15 protein-coding genes are annotated in these 17,526 nt (G+C 36.1%); 3 read left to right on the top strand and 12 right to left on the bottom strand.

Features of this window, described 5'->3' with window-relative positions; all coding sequences use genetic code 11:
- Positions 1-51 precede the first annotated feature (51 nt).
- Both BHX94_RS01575 and acsA read right to left on the bottom strand, forming a co-directional pair.
- Complete coding sequence (locus BHX94_RS01575) at positions 52-1,719, bottom strand: formate--tetrahydrofolate ligase (RefSeq protein ID WP_111744634.1); 1,668 nt, start codon at positions 1,717-1,719, stop codon at positions 52-54.
- A 103-nt stretch (positions 1,720-1,822) separates the two neighbouring features.
- Positions 1,823-3,535: an acetate--CoA ligase gene (gene acsA, locus BHX94_RS01570; RefSeq protein ID WP_111744633.1), complete on the bottom strand. Its 1,713-nt coding sequence runs from the start codon at positions 3,533-3,535 to the stop codon at positions 1,823-1,825.
- Positions 3,536-3,666: 131 nt separating this feature from the next.
- On the opposite strand from acsA, the gene BHX94_RS01565 reads away from it, so the two are divergent.
- From BHX94_RS01565 to BHX94_RS01555, 3 genes are read left to right on the top strand one after another with little or no spacing between them, the layout of a single operon-like run.
- Positions 3,667-4,299, top strand: coding sequence for a GNAT family N-acetyltransferase (locus BHX94_RS01565; protein ID WP_111744632.1), 633 nt, complete (start codon positions 3,667-3,669; stop codon positions 4,297-4,299).
- Between the two features lie 9 nt (positions 4,300-4,308).
- Positions 4,309-4,947 (top strand): CBS and ACT domain-containing protein, encoded by a 639-nt coding sequence (locus BHX94_RS01560; RefSeq protein WP_111744631.1) that lies wholly within the window; start codon positions 4,309-4,311, stop codon positions 4,945-4,947.
- On the top strand, positions 4,944-6,080 hold the full coding sequence (locus BHX94_RS01555) for an acetoin utilization protein AcuC (protein ID WP_111744630.1): 1,137 nt from the start codon (positions 4,944-4,946) through the stop codon (positions 6,078-6,080). The genes BHX94_RS01560 and BHX94_RS01555 overlap by 4 nt, the downstream gene beginning before the upstream one ends.
- A 68-nt stretch (positions 6,081-6,148) precedes the next feature.
- Here BHX94_RS01555 and ccpA read toward each other — a convergent pair whose 3' ends face one another.
- From ccpA to BHX94_RS01505, 10 genes are all read right to left on the bottom strand, one after another.
- Positions 6,149-7,138 carry a catabolite control protein A gene (gene ccpA / locus BHX94_RS01550; protein ID WP_111744629.1) on the bottom strand — a complete coding sequence of 330 codons (990 nt, stop codon included), beginning with the start codon at positions 7,136-7,138 and terminating at the stop codon, positions 6,149-6,151.
- Positions 7,139-7,223: 85 nt separating this feature from the next.
- Positions 7,224-8,294, bottom strand: a complete 1,071-nt coding sequence (locus BHX94_RS01545) for a bifunctional 3-deoxy-7-phosphoheptulonate synthase/chorismate mutase (protein ID WP_111744628.1) — start codon at positions 8,292-8,294, stop codon at positions 7,224-7,226.
- Positions 8,295-8,376: 82 nt separating this feature from the next.
- Positions 8,377-8,916: a YtxH domain-containing protein gene (locus BHX94_RS01540; protein WP_170120724.1), complete on the bottom strand. Its 540-nt coding sequence runs from the start codon at positions 8,914-8,916 to the stop codon at positions 8,377-8,379.
- A 97-nt stretch (positions 8,917-9,013) separates the two neighbouring features.
- On the bottom strand, positions 9,014-9,556 hold the full coding sequence (locus BHX94_RS01535; protein WP_111744626.1) for a DUF948 domain-containing protein: 543 nt from the start codon (positions 9,554-9,556) through the stop codon (positions 9,014-9,016).
- Positions 9,557-9,638: 82 nt separating this feature from the next.
- Positions 9,639-10,934, bottom strand: coding sequence for a UDP-N-acetylmuramate--L-alanine ligase (murC, locus tag BHX94_RS01530; protein ID WP_111744625.1), 1,296 nt, complete (start codon positions 10,932-10,934; stop codon positions 9,639-9,641).
- 11 nt (positions 10,935-10,945) lie between these two features.
- Complete coding sequence (locus BHX94_RS01525) at positions 10,946-14,512, bottom strand: DNA translocase FtsK (RefSeq protein ID WP_111744624.1); 3,567 nt, start codon at positions 14,510-14,512, stop codon at positions 10,946-10,948.
- Between the two features lie 9 nt (positions 14,513-14,521).
- Positions 14,522-15,118 (bottom strand): YtpR family tRNA-binding protein, encoded by a 597-nt coding sequence (gene ytpR / locus BHX94_RS01520; protein WP_111744623.1) that lies wholly within the window; start codon positions 15,116-15,118, stop codon positions 14,522-14,524.
- Positions 15,119-15,243: 125 nt separating this feature from the next.
- The gene (locus BHX94_RS01515) at positions 15,244-16,119 is read right to left on the bottom strand and encodes a DUF1444 family protein (protein ID WP_111744622.1); all 876 of its coding nucleotides are present in this window, start codon (positions 16,117-16,119) and stop codon (positions 15,244-15,246) included.
- A 77-nt stretch (positions 16,120-16,196) separates the two neighbouring features.
- The gene (locus tag BHX94_RS01510) at positions 16,197-16,505 is read right to left on the bottom strand and encodes a thioredoxin family protein (RefSeq protein ID WP_111744621.1); all 309 of its coding nucleotides are present in this window, start codon (positions 16,503-16,505) and stop codon (positions 16,197-16,199) included.
- A 4-nt stretch (positions 16,506-16,509) separates the two neighbouring features.
- A complete protein-coding gene (locus tag BHX94_RS01505; RefSeq protein WP_111744620.1) occupies positions 16,510-17,508 on the bottom strand; it encodes a PTS sugar transporter subunit IIC in 999 nt (332 codons plus the stop codon).
- Between the last annotated feature and the right edge of the window lie 18 nt (positions 17,509-17,526).

Raw genomic sequence — 17,526 nt, 5'->3', positions numbered from 1 at the left:
CTAAAATAAGAAAACTCACTAAAAATAATTTTAGTGAGTTTTTTATATTGATTAGAATAACCCTACTGCATTGCCATCTGCGTCAACATCCATTTTTAACGCTGCTGGTTCTTTTGGAAGACCAGGCATTGTCATGATATCTCCTGTTAATGCTACAATAAATCCTGCACCTGTTTTAGGAATTAACTCGCGAATTGTTACATTAAATTCTGTTGGACGACCTAATTTTTTAGGATCATCTGAGAATGAGTATTGTGTTTTCGCCATACAAACAGGATATTCATTCCAACCATTTTCAACAATTGTTTTTAATTGTTTTTTCGCTTTTTCTTCAAATACTACATCATCAGCACCGTAGATTTTTTGAACGATTGTACGAATTTTTTCTTCAACTGGTAAAGTTAATTCATATAAAGGTTTGAAGTTTTGTGGTGTTTCAAGTACTTCAAGTACTAATTTAGCTAGCTCAACGCCACCTTTTCCACCATGTTCCCAAACTTCAGTTAATGCTAATTTAACACCTTGTTCTTTTGCCCAGTTTTGAACAAATTCACGTTCAGCATCTGTATCTGTTACAAAGTTGTTTAATGCGATTACCGGTTCTACACCGAATAACTTTAAGTTTTCAATATGTTTTGCAAGGTTAGCAATACCTGATTTTAAAGCTTCTACATTTTCATTAGCTAAATCTGTTTTTGCTACGCCACCGTGCATTTTTAACGCACGAATAGTTGCTACAACAACGATAGCATCTGGTTGGATTTCAGCTTTACGTGATTTGATATCCATGAATTTCTCAGCACCTAAGTCAGAACCAAATCCTGATTCAGTAACAACGATATCAGCTAGTTTACGTGCAGTCTTCGTTGCGATAATTGAGTTACAACCGTGTGCGATGTTTGCAAATGGTCCACCATGGATTAAGGCTGGTGTGCCTTCTATCGTTTGCACTAAGTTTGGTTTTAATGCATCTTTAAGGATTAAAGTTAACGCTCCTTCTACACCTAAATCTTTAACTGTAACGGGTTTACGATCATATGTATAACCAATTGTCATCTTACCTAAGTTTTCTTTTAAGTCAGTGATGTTATTTGATAGACAGAATACTGCCATGATTTCAGAAGCAACTGTAATATCGAAACCATCTTCACGTGGTACACCTTTGAAAGGTCCACCAAGACCAACGACGACTTGACGTAATGTACGATCGTTCATGTCAATAACACGTTTCCACTCAACACGTCGCGGATCAATGTTTAATTGGTTACCTTGATAAATATGGTTATCAATGAATGCAGCTAACGCATTATTTGCAGTCGTGATAGCATGTAAGTCGCCGTTGAAATGTAAGTTGATTTCTTCCATCGGTAATACTTGTGCACGGCCACCACCAGTAGCACCACCTTTCATACCGAATACAGGTCCTAAACTTGGTTCACGCAATGCAACCATAACACTTTTACCTAACGCTTTAAATGCATCTGAAATACCAACAGTTACTGTTGATTTACCTTCACCAGCTGGTGTTGGGCTCATCGCAGTAACAAGGACAATCTTACCTTCTTTGTTTGTTGTCACTTTAGAAGTATCAATCTTTGCTTTAAAGTGGCCATAAGGCTCAACTGCATCAGCAGGGATTGCCGCTTCTTGTGCAATTTCTAAAATAGGTCGAACTGTCGCTTGGTTAGCGATTTCTAAATCTGATAAATATTTAGTCATTTTCACATTCTCCTAATCTTAAAAGTGTCTTTACTATTCCATAATAAGATAACGCTTTCAAGATGTCGACTAATTTTATAGAAATTTTAAGTAAAATTTACATTTAATCTTCCATCGTTGATAAATCACCAGTTGGTAAGTCTAGTTCCCATGCTTTAAGTACACGTCGCATAATTTTACCTGAACGTGTCTTCGGCAATTTATCCTTAAATTCAATTTCTCGCGGTGCTGCATGTGCTGCAAGACCTTCTTTTACAAACACTCTGATTTCTTCTTTAAGCTCGTCACTTTCTTTATAACCTTCACGTAAAGCAATAAATGCTTTAATGATTTCACCGCGAATTGGATCCGGCTTACCGATGACCCCTGCTTCCTGAACGGCAGGATGCTCAACAAGCTTTGATTCAACTTCAAAAGGTCCAACACGTTCTCCTGCCGTCATGATTACATCATCGACACGGCCCTGGAACCAGAAATATCCATCTTCATCCATATAAGCACTATCACCTGAAATATACCAATCACCTGGTAAGAAGTAAGATTGATACTTTGGTTCGTTATTCCAGATTGTCTTCATCATAGATGGCCAACCAGCTTTCATCGCTAAATTCCCCATTCTGTTTGGTGGTAACTCATTACCTAGATCATCTACGATAGCCGCCTGAACACCTGGCAATGGTTTACCCATAGAGCCTGATTTAATATCCATATCTGGTATATTCACAATCATATGTGCCCCCGTTTCAGTCATCCACCAAGTATCGTGAATGCGAAGTTTAAATACTTTATATCCCCATTTTACGACTTCAGGGTTTAATGGTTCACCAACTGATAGGATATGTCTTAAATGTGATAAATCATACCTTTCAACTAGTTCATCACCTGCTCCCATTAACATACGGAAAGCTGTTGGTGCTGAATACCAGACAGTCACTTTAAATTGTTCCAGAATACCATACCATCCTTCAGGTGAGAATCTTCCCCCAGCGATGACACTTGTTGCACGGTTTAACCATGGTGCGAATATACCGTAACTTGTTCCAGTTACCCAGCCTGGATCTGCTGTACACCAATATACATCATCTTCTTTTAAGTCTAATACGTAAAGTCCTGAAATATAATGCTGAATCATTGCATTCTGTACATGTAATACACCTTTAGGTTGTCCAGTTGAGCCAGACGTGTAATGCAGAATCAATCCGTCGTCACGCGTTAACCATTCTACATCAAACTCAGTTGATGCAGTTTTAAAATGATGATTAAAATCTATGTATTTATCTTCGACATTATCATCGATTACGACGATATGTTGTAATTGTGGTAATTCACTTTGTGGAATGCGTCCAAGTAAGCTATTTGTCGTAATGATGACACTTGCTTCACTATTTTCCAGACGGTCTTTTACTGCTTTCTCCATAAATGCTTCAAATAAAGGACCAACGATAGCACCAATCTTAAGCGTACCGAGTAATGCAAAATAAAGTTCAGGAGAACGTGGCATAAAGATAAAGACGCGATCCCCTTTTTTCACGCCTGCTTCTTTAACCAATACATTCGCAGCTTTATTGGAATTCTCCATCATTTCTTTAAATGTATAGCCTTCATTTCTGTTCGCATCTTTATAGAGTAATGCCACTTTATCACCATATCCATCTTTGACATGTTTATCGATACATTCATATGCCATATTTACTTTTCCTGTTTCAGACCATGAAAAATGCTTCACAATCTCATTCCAGTCAAAGTTCTCATACGTTTTATCATAATCCTTTAAATTATGATTGCCTGCTGTTGCCTTAAATATTTCTGTCTTCACAATAAATCCCCCTTGTAAACGTTTTCATTATTTCTTATTTTATTATATAATAAATTTAACTGATAATTCAAAAAATATGCAAATTTTTATGCAATTGATAATATATTTCATTAACACTACAAGGAGGATGCATGAAACATATCAAAACCTATCACAAATCGACATGTACATTTAATGACCGTGAATTAATAATAGAAGGCCCTGTTGATGGTCATACGCTTCAAAAATATACCTTTGATAAAGGACTCGTAGCTTTTCGACGACCGGATGAACAATTTGAAGCAATCATAGAAATTGCTGATCTCGAAGAAGGACGTATCATTATTTGCCGCGACGGTATTAACATCATTGGGTATACCACCTACTTATATCCAGATCCGATGGAACGGTGGTCCCATGGTAACCTTGAATTTATTTTAGAACTTGGTGCAATTGAAATCAGTAAAGATTACCGTGCATTAGGACTAGGAAGTGAAATGCTGAGAGTTGCTATGATGGATGATGCGATGGAAGATTTTATCGTTATTACAACAGAATATTACTGGCACTGGGATTTAAAGAATAGCGGGCTCGATGTGTTTCAGTACAAAGAGATTATGCAAAAAATGATGGGCAGCTGTGGTATGAAAGTATTTTCAACCAATGATCCGGAAATTACGAGTCATCCTGCCAATTCACTAATGGCACGAATCGGCAAACGTATTAATAATGAACAGATTCAGGCGTTTGATAATTTAAGATTTCAAAACAGATTTTTCTTATAGGAGGATACTATGTTAGTTGAACGAATAATGACAAGTCCCTGTATTACATTCAATGTAGAGGGCACAATAGAAGAAATCATCACTTTAATGCATGAAAAAAATATCCATCATGTCCCAATTGTTGATGATGAAAATAGACTGCTCGGCATTATTAGCGACCGAGATATTAAACAGGCTTTACCATCAAACTTACAAGATCGCCTTGTTCTGGATTTAAATGTACCGATAACAAAGATTATGGCGAAAAACGTTATTACATGTCATCCACTCGATTTTGTAGAAGAAATTGCGCTAGACTTCTACAATGAAAATATCGGTAGTATCCCTGTCGTGAAACGAGGCAAAGTTGTTGGTATTGTCACTGCTAAAGACATGCTGAATACTTTTATCGAACTGACAGGCGTCGTAACACCAGGAACAACAATTCAAATTCAAATACCGGATATACCGGGCAATCTTCACGAAGTGACTGAAGTCTTCCATAGATTTAAGACCGGAATAGAAAGTGTCCTCGTATTTCGTGATAAAAAAAATCCAGGCAAAAAAATCGTTAGCGTACGTATGATGTCAATGCATCCTCAAACAATCATTGCTGAACTCGAAGCAAAAGGATTTCAAGTATACAATCCAATGGAAAACAGCCTATGACGTTATTTGTATATGATGATGCATTACTCGCATACCGTTTCAGTAACGATCACCCTTTCAATCAAATGCGATTACTGTTAACGAAAACATTGCTAGAAGCTTTACAGTTACTTCCTGAAGATAAAATCATTAAACCTCGTATTGCAACAGACGAAGAGTTATTACTCGGTCATCAACCAGAGTATATTCAGGCTGTTAAAGATGCAGGTCAGCAGATTTTAAGCGCAACAGATTGTGAAAAGTTTGGTCTGAATTCAAATGATACACCAAACTTTGAAGGCATGCATGATAAATGTGCGACACTCGTAGGAGCAACGTTAACAGCTGTAGATGCTGTCATGACCGGACAGACAAAAACAGCTTGCAACTTTGGTGGTGGATTACATCATGGATTCCGAGGTCGTGCTTCCGGATTTTGTATCTATAATGATTCCACTGTTGCGATTGAATATATGAGACAAAAGTATAATAAACGCGTGCTTTATATCGATACAGATGCCCATCATGGGGACGGTGTTCAGTTTTCATTTTATAATGATAACGATGTCTTCACATATTCAATCCATGAAACAGGAAGATATTTATTTCCGGGTACAGGAACAATCCATGAAAAAGGAGACGGTAACGGTTATTTATATAGCATGAACTTACCTGTAGATGCCTATACTGAAGATGACTCTTTTCTTCACATCTTCCGAGAAAGTCTGATTAAAGCATGTGAATTCTTTAAACCTGATATTATACTGAGTCAAAATGGTGCAGATGCGCATTACCTTGACCCATTGACACATTTATCTGTCACACATAGAACATACCAGACAATTCCTCAAATCGTACATCAGTGTGCAGAACAGTATACAGACGGCAAGTGGATCGCAATCGGTGGTGGCGGGTATAATATCTTTCAAGTGGCACCACTCGCCTGGGCACAAGTTTATAATGCAATGTTAGGAAACCCATCGCTAGAAGGAGAGATACCAAAATCCTGGATCGATATGTGGCAGCCAAAATCAAAAATTAAATTACCGAAGACATGGAATGAGGATCTGGAAAATTACGAATCAATCCCTAGAAGGTTGGATATTGAAGAAAAAAATGAACAGACACTTCAGAGAACTTTAATGCATTATTAAACAAAATAAATATCATATTATTCATAAAAAAATAAGCGATTAAACTGAATCAGTTTAATCGCTTATTTCTATTTTGTAGTACCTCTATAGACGATACTGTAAGGTAATGTTACTTTTGATTCTTCAATTTGTTCATCGTTCATATATTTAGTAAGTAGTCGCATGCCAACAGCACCGATATCATAAAGTGGTTGCATCACACTTGATAATTTTGGACGTACCATCTTAACTAAACGTGTATTGTTGAAACTAATCACCTGTAATTCATTTGGTATATCTTTACCATCATCTTGTACTGCATGAACAATGCCGATTGCCTGTTCATCACTGATACACATGATTACTTCAGGGTTTTGAGATTTAATTGCTTCATACGCCTTCTCGCCATCTAAATATTGTTCTTGTCCGATGTAAACAGATGCATCGTCAAGCTTAATATTATTTGCTGAAAGTACAGACTTCATACCTTCTAATATATCGATTTGCGCTTTCTCTGAGTAACCTCCACCTACGAAAGCAAACTTCTTCACACCATCTTGAACGAACTTCTCAGTAATTTCCTTACTTGCATTAACATAATCTATATTTACTGCCGGTAAACTTGCATCCAGGTCATGTGTACCTGATACAACGACTGGTACAGAAGATGTTTTAATAATATTTGTCGTTTCTTTAGATAAAGTACCGCCTAAGAAAATAATACCATCAACTTGTTTAGATAATAAATTGTTGAAGATTTCCTGTTCTTTTTGTGCATCGTTATCTGAGTTTGAAATGATTGTCTGATATTTATACATCGTTGCAATATCTTCTAATCCACGTGCTAATTCAGAATAATAAACATTTGAAATATCAGGAATGATAACACCAACTGTCGTAGTTTTTTTACTTGCCAGACCACGTGCAACTGCATTCGGTCTATAGTTTAATCTTTTAATTACTTCATTGACTCTATCTCTTGTCGCTGGTTTCACGTTTGGATTGCCATTCACCACACGAGAGACAGTTGCCATCGAAACTTTTGCTTCGCGAGCAACATCATATATTGTAACTGTCATTATATCCTCCTGTAACCGTTTTATTTATTATTCTAACACGTTTTCATAACTTTTTCATTTTTAAAGTTAGCAAATTCACAAATTGTTAATAATTTCGTGCTGCCTTTGTAATTTCCTGATAGAAAGTTTCAAATTCGTTAAGGTCCATTTGTTGACCTGCATCACTTAAGGCAACAGATGGATCAGGATGTACTTCTGCCATCACACCATCTGCTCCAACTGCTAAAGCTGCACGTGCGACAGGTAACATAATATCTTTACGGCCCGTTGAATGCGTCACATCTACCAATACAGGCAGATGCGTACCTTGTTTAAGAATTGGTACAGCAGATATATCTAGTGTATTACGAGTAGCTTTCTCGTACGTTCTAATACCTCGTTCACAAAGTACTATCTTACTATTCCCATTGGCATAAATATATTCAGCAGCATAGATAAACTCCTCAATTGTAGCACTTAATCCTCGTTTTAAAAGAATCGGTTTATTTGTTTTTCCCGCTTCTTTTAACAATTCGAAATTCTGCATATTACGTGCACCAATCTGAAATACATCCACATATGGATCAGCAAGATCAAAATGGTTTGGATTAACAATTTCACTTACAACATTTAAGTCATAGCGTTTTTTCATTTCACCTAATACCTTTAGACCTTCAACACCTAGTCCCTGGAAGTCATAAGGAGAAGTTCTTGGTTTAAATGCACCGCCTCTAATAAATTTCTCACCTTTTTGATGTAAATTTTTCGCAACTGCATCCACCTGTTCAATAGATTCTACTGAACATGGACCAAATACAAATGACTTATTACCGTCACCAATAATCGCCCCATTATCAAAAGAAACAATCGTATCTTCTGGTTTTAATTTACGTGATACCAAAAGATGCTTTTCACTATTTGATTTTTGTAATTCTGTCGATGCTTTAAAAATTTCTTTAAACAACTGCTTGATCACATTATCATCAAATGGTCCATCGTTTTTATCCAGTAACATGTTAATCATTTCTTTTTCACGTTCAGGATCATAAATTGCAGTTCCTTGTTTACGCTTTTCTTCACCTATTTGTTTAGCGATTTCACCGCGTTCGCTCAGTAACTTTAAGATTTCAATATTAATTGCTTCTATTCTTTCTCGTAAATGATTCAATTCATCCATCGCTATAACCTCTTTTATATAAATTCAAAAAATAGTAGACCGTCAGCCTACTATTTTATCATAATCCAAAAAAAATTGTATATTATTTGTTTCTTACTTTATTGTCAGCATCTTTAGCTGTTTTTATTGTTTGTTCACGTTCTGCTAAAGCTTCATCTTTAATCGGTGTATCTAATTCTTTATCTACAATTGCAATCGGTTGTGCTAATGAATCATCATTTACTTCCGATTTAATCGCTTGTTTTTGTCGCTCTAATTCATTAAACGTCACATGATTATCTTTATCACCATTATTTAATTTTTGCGCCGCTTTCTCTTTTAATTCTGCCGTTTTTTCTGTTAACTTTGCAGCAAATGCATTTGATTTTTCTTTGAAACCTTGTGCATTTTCAATTTGTTTATTGTAATGATCTACTGATTTCGCTTTTAAACTTTCTGACTTTTGACTTAAATCCTGTTGTAAATCTTTACCTGCTTTCGGTGCTACAAGTAAACCAAGAAACGAGCCGACAACTAATCCCGCAGTTAATCCGATTGAAAAGTCACGTGCTGTTGTATCATTTTGAACTTTATATTCTTTTACTGTATGTGTATGTAAGTCTCTATTATAAGTATTTGCCAATTTTAACGCCCCCGTTAGTATATTGATTTTGATGCTTTAATCCTTATTTTATTCAAAAAATAAAGGAATGTACAATATGTACATTCCCAATTATTGATTATTTTAAACCAGCATTGATTTTATCTTGGTCTAAATGATCACCTTTTGTGTGTGTTTCATTAAAATTGTTCTGGTTTACATGGTTCTCGTAATTCGGTGTTGTATCAGCAAAGTTTACTGAATTACGACGTTGTTTTCTCATTTGCCATTTGTCAGCTACTTCCATAGCTACGTTTGACCATTGGACAACTTGAGAAATTTTGTCTTCGTTTTGTGAGATATTGTGAGTAATTGAAGAAGTCACATTATCCACTGAACTGTTTAAGTTTTGAACAGTTGAACCAATACCAGTTACTGCATCAACAACTGTATTTAATTTTTGAGCTTTAAACTGAACATCTTCAGCTAAACGATTTGTTTTGTGTAATAAATCTGTTGATTCACGTGTAATACCTTGAATTTGTCCCTCAACACCATCAAGTGTTTTAGCAACATGGTCTAAATTCTTCTTAACTGACATTAAAGTCAATCCTAAGAAGATACATAATACTAAAAATGCAATTGCAGCGATTAATCCTGCGATTGGTAAAATCCATTCCATAAAAACGCCTCCTATTATTTATAACTCTTGTTATTTAGTCAAATACCCTGCTGAATAAAGCTTAAACATACTTTGTGTAACGTTATATAAGATTTTCATAAGATTTCTGAACTTTTTGAATATCGCCAGCACCCATAAATATAATAACGCTATTTTCATGCGCTTTCAATTGAGAAACTGACGCTTCACTGATGAGTTCAGCATCAGGAATTAAAGTTTGCAAATCCTTAATTGAAAGTTCTCCAGATGATTCTCTGGCAGAACCGAATATATCACACAAATAAGTCTTATCAGCTACTTTTAAACTATCGGCAAATTCCTGTAAGAATGCACTCGTTCTTGAAAAAGTATGCGGTTGGAAAACTGCTACAATCTCTTTATTCGGATATTTTTTTGATGCAGATTCTAATGTTGCTTTAATTTCAGTTGGATGATGCGCATAGTCATCAATTAAGATTTGTGCCCCAAATTTCTTTTCACTAAAACGACGTTTCACACCGCCAAAAGTAGCTAATGCATCTTTAATTGCAGCCATATCTAAATCTTCAAGATAACAAATTGTAATTACTGCCAAGGCATTTAGCACTTGATGATTACCAAACATCGGCGTTTTGAAATGATCAATAAACTCACCATCGATATACACATCAAATGTTGTTCCATTATCAACAGATTCTACATTTTTAGCAGTGACTTTGTTACCCTCAGCTAATCCATAATAATAAATTGGAACATCTGCTTTTAATCCTTTAAGATTTTCATCATCTCCACATGCCACAATCGCTTTCTTCACTTTATAAGACATTTCCTGGAATGCACTGAACACGTCTTCTAAAGATTTAAAGTAATCCGGATGATCGAAATCTACATTCGTAATTATCGCATAGTCAGGTGAATAACTTAAGAAGTGACGACGATACTCACAAGCTTCAAAAGCAAAGTATTCACTGCCTGGCATACCCATACCAGTACCATCACCAATTAAGAATGATGTTTTTTTATCTCCATTCATCACATGCGATAAAAGACCTGTTGTACTCGTCTTTCCATGGGCACCTGTAACTGCCACAGAAATGTAACGGCTCATAAAGTCACCTAAAAATTTATGGTAACGGATGACCTCTAAACCTAAGTCATTCGCACGAACAATTTCTTCGTGATTGTCAGGAAATGCATTCCCGGCAATTACTGTCATACCTTCTTTAATATTATCTGCATTGAATGGAAGGATTGTAATCCCTTTATCACGCAAACCAATCTCAGTAAAAAATTCCTTTTCAATATCTGAACCTTGAACCTGTTCACCCATATCGAATAAGATGTGTGCTAATGCACTCATTCCTGAACCCTTAATACCAACGAAATGATATAAAGTCATGTGCTCATCTCCTAATATTCTGCTTGTTTTTCCGTTATTAATACTGCTCTTGGTTTAGAGCCGTTCTGACCGCTGACGTAGCCCATTTCTTCTAGCTGATCAATAATACGTGCAGCACGATTATAACCAATCTGGAATCTACGTTGAATTTGAGATGTTGAAATATGACCTTCATCAATCATAAAATCACAAATTTCATTAAATAATTCATCTTTAGGTGCTTCCGAAACTTTCTTCAGCAATTCTTTTTCCTGAAATAAATAATTCGGTTCACCTTGCGTCTTGACATATTGAACAACCGCATCAATCTCTTCATCTGAAACAAAGTTACCTTGAATTCGAATTGGTTTATTCATTCCATTACCAAGATACAACATATCACCGTTTCCTAAAAGCTTTTCGGCTCCGCCACTATCAATTATCGTTCTTGAGTCGACTGCTGAAGAAACCATAAAGGCAATTCGCGTAGGAACATTTGCTTTAATCAGTCCTGTTATTACATTTACTGAAGGGCGTTGTGTTGCTAGAATCATATGAATACCCGCAGCACGTGCTTTCTGTGCAATACGTGCGATAGCATGTTCTACATCTTGCGGAGACATCATCATTAAATCCGCTAACTCATCGATTACGATGACAATCTTCGGTAAACGCTCTACATAACTTACCTTCTGATTATAAGCTGTAATATTACGAACATGAATATCTGCAAATATTTTGTAGCGACGTTCCATCTCTTCAACGACCCATTTTAAACTTTCTGTCGCAGCCTTCACATCTGTTATAACAGGAGCAATTAAGTGTGGTAAGTCATTATACGGCGCAAGTTCTACCATCTTCGGATCGATTAATAACAATTTAAGCTCATTCGGATTATTTCTATATAATAACGAAACTAATATCGAATTGATACAGACAGATTTACCAGAACCGGTAGCACCAGCGATTAAACCGTGCGGCATCTTAGCAAGATCCATAATCATAGGCTCGTTATTAATACGAGCACCAAGTGCTACTGTAAGTTTGCTCTCCGCAAATTTCATCTTCTTACTGAATAAAACTTCGCTTAAATTTACATTACGCGTTTCAACGTTAGGTACTTCTACACCTACAAGTGAAGTGCCTGGAATCGGTGCTTCAATACGAATATCTTTAGCAGCAAGTGCCATCTTAATATCATCCTGTAAATTTGTAATGCGAGAAACTTTAACACCTTTTTCTACTGACAGTTCAAATCGTGTAACGGATGGACCGACGACAACATTTTCAACCTTTGCCGGAACATTAAAGTGATAGAAAGCATCATCCAGCTGTGCTTTATGTTCTTCAACCCACATTTCATCGCGTTCTACCTTATCTTCAGGATTTAATAGAGAAACCGGTGGTAACAAATATTTTGGACCGATACGTTTCGTCGGTTCTTTTTTCATCGGGTAACCGTTGTTGCTCACAATCTGGTTAGATTGAGGTTGTGATGCAATTACAGTAGTTGATATATTTTCTTCTTTTACTGTTTCAATATCTTTATCTACTTCTACTATTTCTTTTACTTCTTCGACTACGTTATGATCTTCCTGAACGATATTTCCCTCTGTCGTACCCTGCTGTTCAAATGACTGCTGAATATCAACTGCAGGAGAATAATCAGCTTGTCGTTTTTTATCCAGTAAACGACGTTTATCACTTGGTGTCATGACGACATTGAATGGTGACACTTTCTTTTTAGGTTGTTGAGCTGATGAGATAACGGCGTGCGGCTGATGATCACGAATGTTTACTTTAATCTCATTATTTTCAATTTGAACGTAATGTCCTGAAGATAAATGCTGATTGATATTACCTGTTACAACGCTTTGTTCTGCTTCATTTGTTTCATCTAATTGATCACTATCATCAATTGTTAACTCAGGTTGAGTCACTTCTTCTGTATTTTCAGGAATAAGAACAGGTTCAAATGATGCATGCGCTTTTGTAGTATCCAATTCAACAATTACGTCTGTTTCTTCAGTAGCATCTAATTCAACGAATGCTTCGGTATCTTCTTCTGTTTCAATAAACGGAATAACGGGTTCTAAAGAACCTTCATCAACTGCTTCAGCTTCAGAAACTACTTCATCGACTTCTGACGTTTGTTTGAAATCCGGTTCAAGTATCGGTTCTAAAGATTTTGAGTGTGCTGTATGTACATCTGTTGTTTCGAAAGTTACTTCTTCAGATTCATCTTCTTTATATTCTAAATCTTCATCAATCATCTCAGAAGAAACATCATCGATTTCAATCCGTTGCTCTTCTACGGGTTCGAACGTCACATTCTCATCTAAAAATTCTTCTTCTGTTGATGTTTGTTCCAATGTTTCAACGTCACTCTCTAAAAGTGTTACTTCTTTCACTTCAGCAATTTCTTCTTTACCATCTTCAGCAGTTTCATCTTCATAACTTTCTTCTTCTGTTGCTTCAATAATTGTTAAACGCTCAGCATTAGCAGGATTGAATGGTGTCTTTGTAGAATAGGTATATCTTTCTCCTTCAGAAATAGTGATGGCTTCTGTTTCATCAATACTTTCTTCTATTTCATGTTCTTCTATTTCACTGACATCTATTGCCATGATATCTTCTTCACTGTCTTCAGTTAAATCAATAGGATTGATAACGGGTTCGTGTGCTACAACATCTTCCTCTATAATCGTTACACGTTCGTCAAATTCAGTTGTTTCCGGTTCAGCATGAACATATTCAACATCACTTTTATCTTCACGCATCATCGATGATATTTCTAATTCCTGAAGTTTCTTGAGTTCACGTTCTTGTTCAAACGCTTTTTTACGCTGTAACTTTTTCTCACGTTCTCGCCTAATTTCAGCAACAATTTGAGAGGCATAGACATTCTCAATATTGACTGTATTATCTTCTTTGCGATGTGTCGGATTTGCAGGTCTTGATGCTACAGTTTTCTTACCCTGTATCGGTTGAATCGGTTGCTTTAAAGATGACGGATCTTTTCTTGGCTTCGTACCATAGACAGCTGAAGGTACTAAAGATGCTTTAAATTTAGGCTGATGCACACTATATTGTTTCTCACTGAATGTCTGGGCACTGTTAGTTTTATGAATACTACTTCGGTTATTCTTAGGTTGATAAGAAGTATACTTTGGTGCATCGTTTAATCTTGTCTTAGGCTGATAACGATCAATAACTTCATTATTACTTAATGATTCAGTGCGTCTTGTATGAAATGATTGCTGTTCGCTATTTCTACCTCTTCTTCTTTCACGTCTTGGAACGTAATCAGAGGAAAATGATGCTCTAATTTCTTCTGTGTTAACACTTTCATTTTGAGCAATATTTGTTTCACGACGAGGTTGAACCGGTTCGATATATTCATGCTTATGATCTGTAATCTTTGTCTCATTAACATTATCTAGTGTACGATGATGTTCTGCTGTTTTAATATTTTCTATATTAAGTGGAAATCTGAATTTCCCTCGTGGTCTGTGATAGACATCGTCTTCATGTGTTTGATCGTGCGTATCTTCTGTTTTCTCTGATGATTCTCCAAATAGTTTATCAAACCAACTCATGTTATCACCCTATTCTGCTTTAAAGAAGTCTTCGCCAATCTCACGCGAATCATCTAGAACTAAAATACCTTTTTTCTCTTCAGAATCTGTTAATCCTAATTCACGTTCCGAACAAATCATACCTTTTGAAGGTACGCCACGTAGCTCAGCATCTTTAATCTGCATACCGCTAGGCATTACAGCACCAACTTTAGCGACAACAACTTTCTGACCTTGTGCGATATTTTTTGCTCCACAAACAATCTGTAATTTTTCAGTGCCAACATCAACTGTTGTAACATTTAATTTATCAGCATCAGGATGTTTCTCACATGTTTCAACATAACCTACAACAAACTTAGGTGATAAATCTACTTCTAATGGTGCGTCTAATCCTTTTTGTAATAATAGGTCATTAATTTTAGACATTAAATTTTCATCTAACTTCACTTGTCCATTCGTATCTAATCCTAATGATTCAACACCACTAACATTATACCCTACGACTTTGCCATCTTTTTTTATCGTGATGATGTCACCGTTCGTTACATATTCAAATGGTCCATCTACTGGTTCTAATGTAATAAATAAATAATCTCCAACAACTTTGTTATAAAAAATATTCATATGATTGCTCCTTAAGGTTTGTATTATTATTCTTTATCTATTATATGCTTTATTCAATCGTTTTTCTTAAAAAAATTAATTAAAAATAACAGAAATATTACACTCAATATAATATAATGATAGCATCATTTTTTGTCTTTATGTTGTGTTTGTTGCGCTTGCTCTGCCATAAACTTCTGACGGTTACTTTCTATACGCTTAATTGCTTCCTGATCGCGCTTTGCATTATTCTTGCCTAATATAAATACAGGTGTTAACACATCGTCTTTATACTGGAAAGATAAAGATGTAATCGGTACGAGTCCATTCGCAAAGAAAGTCATCATCATTTGTGCAAGTACGTCATATCCCGTTTCATTTTGAATATCAGCGATTATCAAAACATCTGCATGAGGTGTAGCAACTAACATTTCTCCGGTGATGCGTGCTTCAAAATCTTTTAACAGCTGCTTGTTTAATATGCGACTTGCGTCATAACCATCATTGGCATTAAAGAAGTAATATGTATTGCCAGAGACAACATCTGTTTTATAAGTCGTTTTTAACCCTTTCACATTAAATAAAGCTTGTTCTTTAATGTGTGTTTCATCTATGCTTAATTCTTTTTGAATCTCAGCATCTATTAAGCGATAAGTCTTGCCTAAATCTATTGCGTAATAAATATTTGTTTCTGCCGTATGTTCTGTAATTAAAAATGGCACATCATTTTGTGCTTTAGGAAAACTCGTCGAACGAATAACAGGCATGATCTTCGCACCTTCCGGTAAAGTCGTATTTCCCATCGCCTGAATTGTCTCGTTGATATAATATAATACTTCTTCAATAATGCTTTCTTTCTTCTCTTTATATTTAGCTGCAACAGGTGCAAGCTTTATTGTTAAACCTTTATTGTTATCAAGACGCTCTACGCGTAATGTTTCTTCTTTACGGTCAAACTTTGTTGAAACGATTGATTTATCTAATGATTCAGTCAATCGATCTCTTATTTCAAAAACATTCATATTCTCACTCCTCACATAACTTTCATTGTACAATAAAACCACTACCGTTTAAAGCAACGCGTAGTGGTTAGTATATTTTATAAACTCTGAATAAATTCGTTTACTTGATCTTTTGTTTTTCTATCTTTCGATACAAAGCGTCCGATCACTTCAGAATCTTTAAATGCGATAAAGCTCGGAATACCCATCACTTCATATTCTACCGCTAAATCAATAAATTCATCTCTGTCGATAGAAATAAACTGGTACTCTGGATTTTCTGCTTCAATTTCAGGCATTAACGGATCAATAAAATGACAATCCGGACACCACGTTGCAGTAAACATTGCTATCGTTGGTTGTGTAATCGCCTCTCTAAATGCTTCAACATGCGCTATCTTTTTCATTAAGTTAACCTCCTGTGTTAATCTTTTGTTCGCCGGCTTTAATAATATTAGCTCGGCTCATCGTTATATATACAATATAACTGATAACACCGGGTAAAAGGAAATGAAACAGTCCGATCTGCATCCATGTTGTTAAACTACTACCCATCGTTTTGATTGTCATAATCTGTCCTACGAAACCACTCGTCCCCATCCCAGCACCTGCAGCCACATTTTTCATCGGCCAAAGCATCGTCATGATAGGCGCTACAATAATACTGGCGATTACAGGCGGCACTAAAATAAATGGATGTAACATGTAGTTTGGAATTTGAATCTTACTCGTTCCAATACCATGAGCAATCAAACCTTGTATACCGTTATCTTTAAAACTTGTCATCGCAAAACCGATCATATGACAACAGCAGCCGATTGTAGCAGCCGCTGCTGCTGTTCCGTTAATACCTAACATCAGGGCTAAAGCTGCACTCGAGATTGGACTAGATAAAGTAAGTCCAAAAATAAGAGAAACAAGAATTCCCATAAGTAACGGCTGTTGGTCTGTGGCAAATGAAATAAATTCACCTAGTGACAACATAAATGCCTGAATAAATGGTCCTACAAGCTTGGCAATGATTGCTCCGATTACTAATGTTAAGAGCGGTGTCAATATAATATCAATCTTTGTTTTACCGCTATAAAATCTACCTAGCTCAGCTGTTGCAAGACTGACCACATACGTTCCAGCAGCCCCACCTTGCTCATAGCCATACATACCCGTTACAGCACTCGCAAATATGACCATTGGCTTTGCACCTAAACCAAATGCAACGGCAACACCTACTGCTGCACCGGTATAAAGTTTTGCCAGTTTACCGATTTCTATCAATAATGAAGTGTCGAGAAATGGCTTTAATTCTGTTCCTACAGTTTCTAATATAAGACCGATAATCAACGAACAGAATAAACCTAATGCCATAAAGCTCATTCCATCAACAAACCAACGTTTAAGTAATGCTTTCAAACTGCCAGCTCCTTTAAT

This window comes from Macrococcoides bohemicum (genome assembly GCF_003259675.1).
GTDB classification, from domain to species: domain Bacteria; phylum Bacillota; class Bacilli; order Staphylococcales; family Staphylococcaceae; genus Macrococcoides; species Macrococcoides bohemicum.
This window is presented reverse-complemented; position numbering and strand designations above follow the sequence as displayed.

Excerpts from the sequence above, each read along its gene's own strand:
- ytpR (WP_111744623.1), bottom strand. The coding sequence starts at position 15,118 with ATGAATATTTTTTATAACAAAGTTGTTGGAGATTATTTATTTATTACA.
- ccpA (WP_111744629.1), bottom strand. The coding sequence starts at position 7,138 with ATGACAGTTACAATATATGATGTTGCTCGCGAAGCAAAAGTTTCGATG.
- murC (WP_111744625.1), bottom strand. The coding sequence starts at position 10,934 with ATGACTTTATATCATTTCGTTGGTATTAAGGGTTCAGGAATGAGTGCA.
- BHX94_RS01525 (WP_111744624.1), bottom strand. The coding sequence starts at position 14,512 with ATGAGTTGGTTTGATAAACTATTTGGAGAATCATCAGAGAAAACAGAA.
- BHX94_RS01575 (WP_111744634.1), bottom strand. The coding sequence starts at position 1,719 with ATGACTAAATATTTATCAGATTTAGAAATCGCTAACCAAGCGACAGTT.
- BHX94_RS01555 (WP_111744630.1), top strand. The coding sequence starts at position 4,944 with ATGACGTTATTTGTATATGATGATGCATTACTCGCATACCGTTTCAGT.
- BHX94_RS01515 (WP_111744622.1), bottom strand. The coding sequence starts at position 16,119 with ATGAATGTTTTTGAAATAAGAGATCGATTGACTGAATCATTAGATAAA.
- BHX94_RS01560 (WP_111744631.1), top strand. The coding sequence starts at position 4,309 with ATGTTAGTTGAACGAATAATGACAAGTCCCTGTATTACATTCAATGTA.
- BHX94_RS01545 (WP_111744628.1), bottom strand. The coding sequence starts at position 8,294 with ATGGATGAATTGAATCATTTACGAGAAAGAATAGAAGCAATTAATATT.
- BHX94_RS01565 (WP_111744632.1), top strand. The coding sequence starts at position 3,667 with ATGAAACATATCAAAACCTATCACAAATCGACATGTACATTTAATGAC.
- BHX94_RS01535 (WP_111744626.1), bottom strand. The coding sequence starts at position 9,556 with ATGGAATGGATTTTACCAATCGCAGGATTAATCGCTGCAATTGCATTT.
- BHX94_RS01510 (WP_111744621.1), bottom strand. The coding sequence starts at position 16,505 with ATGAAAAAGATAGCGCATGTTGAAGCATTTAGAGAGGCGATTACACAA.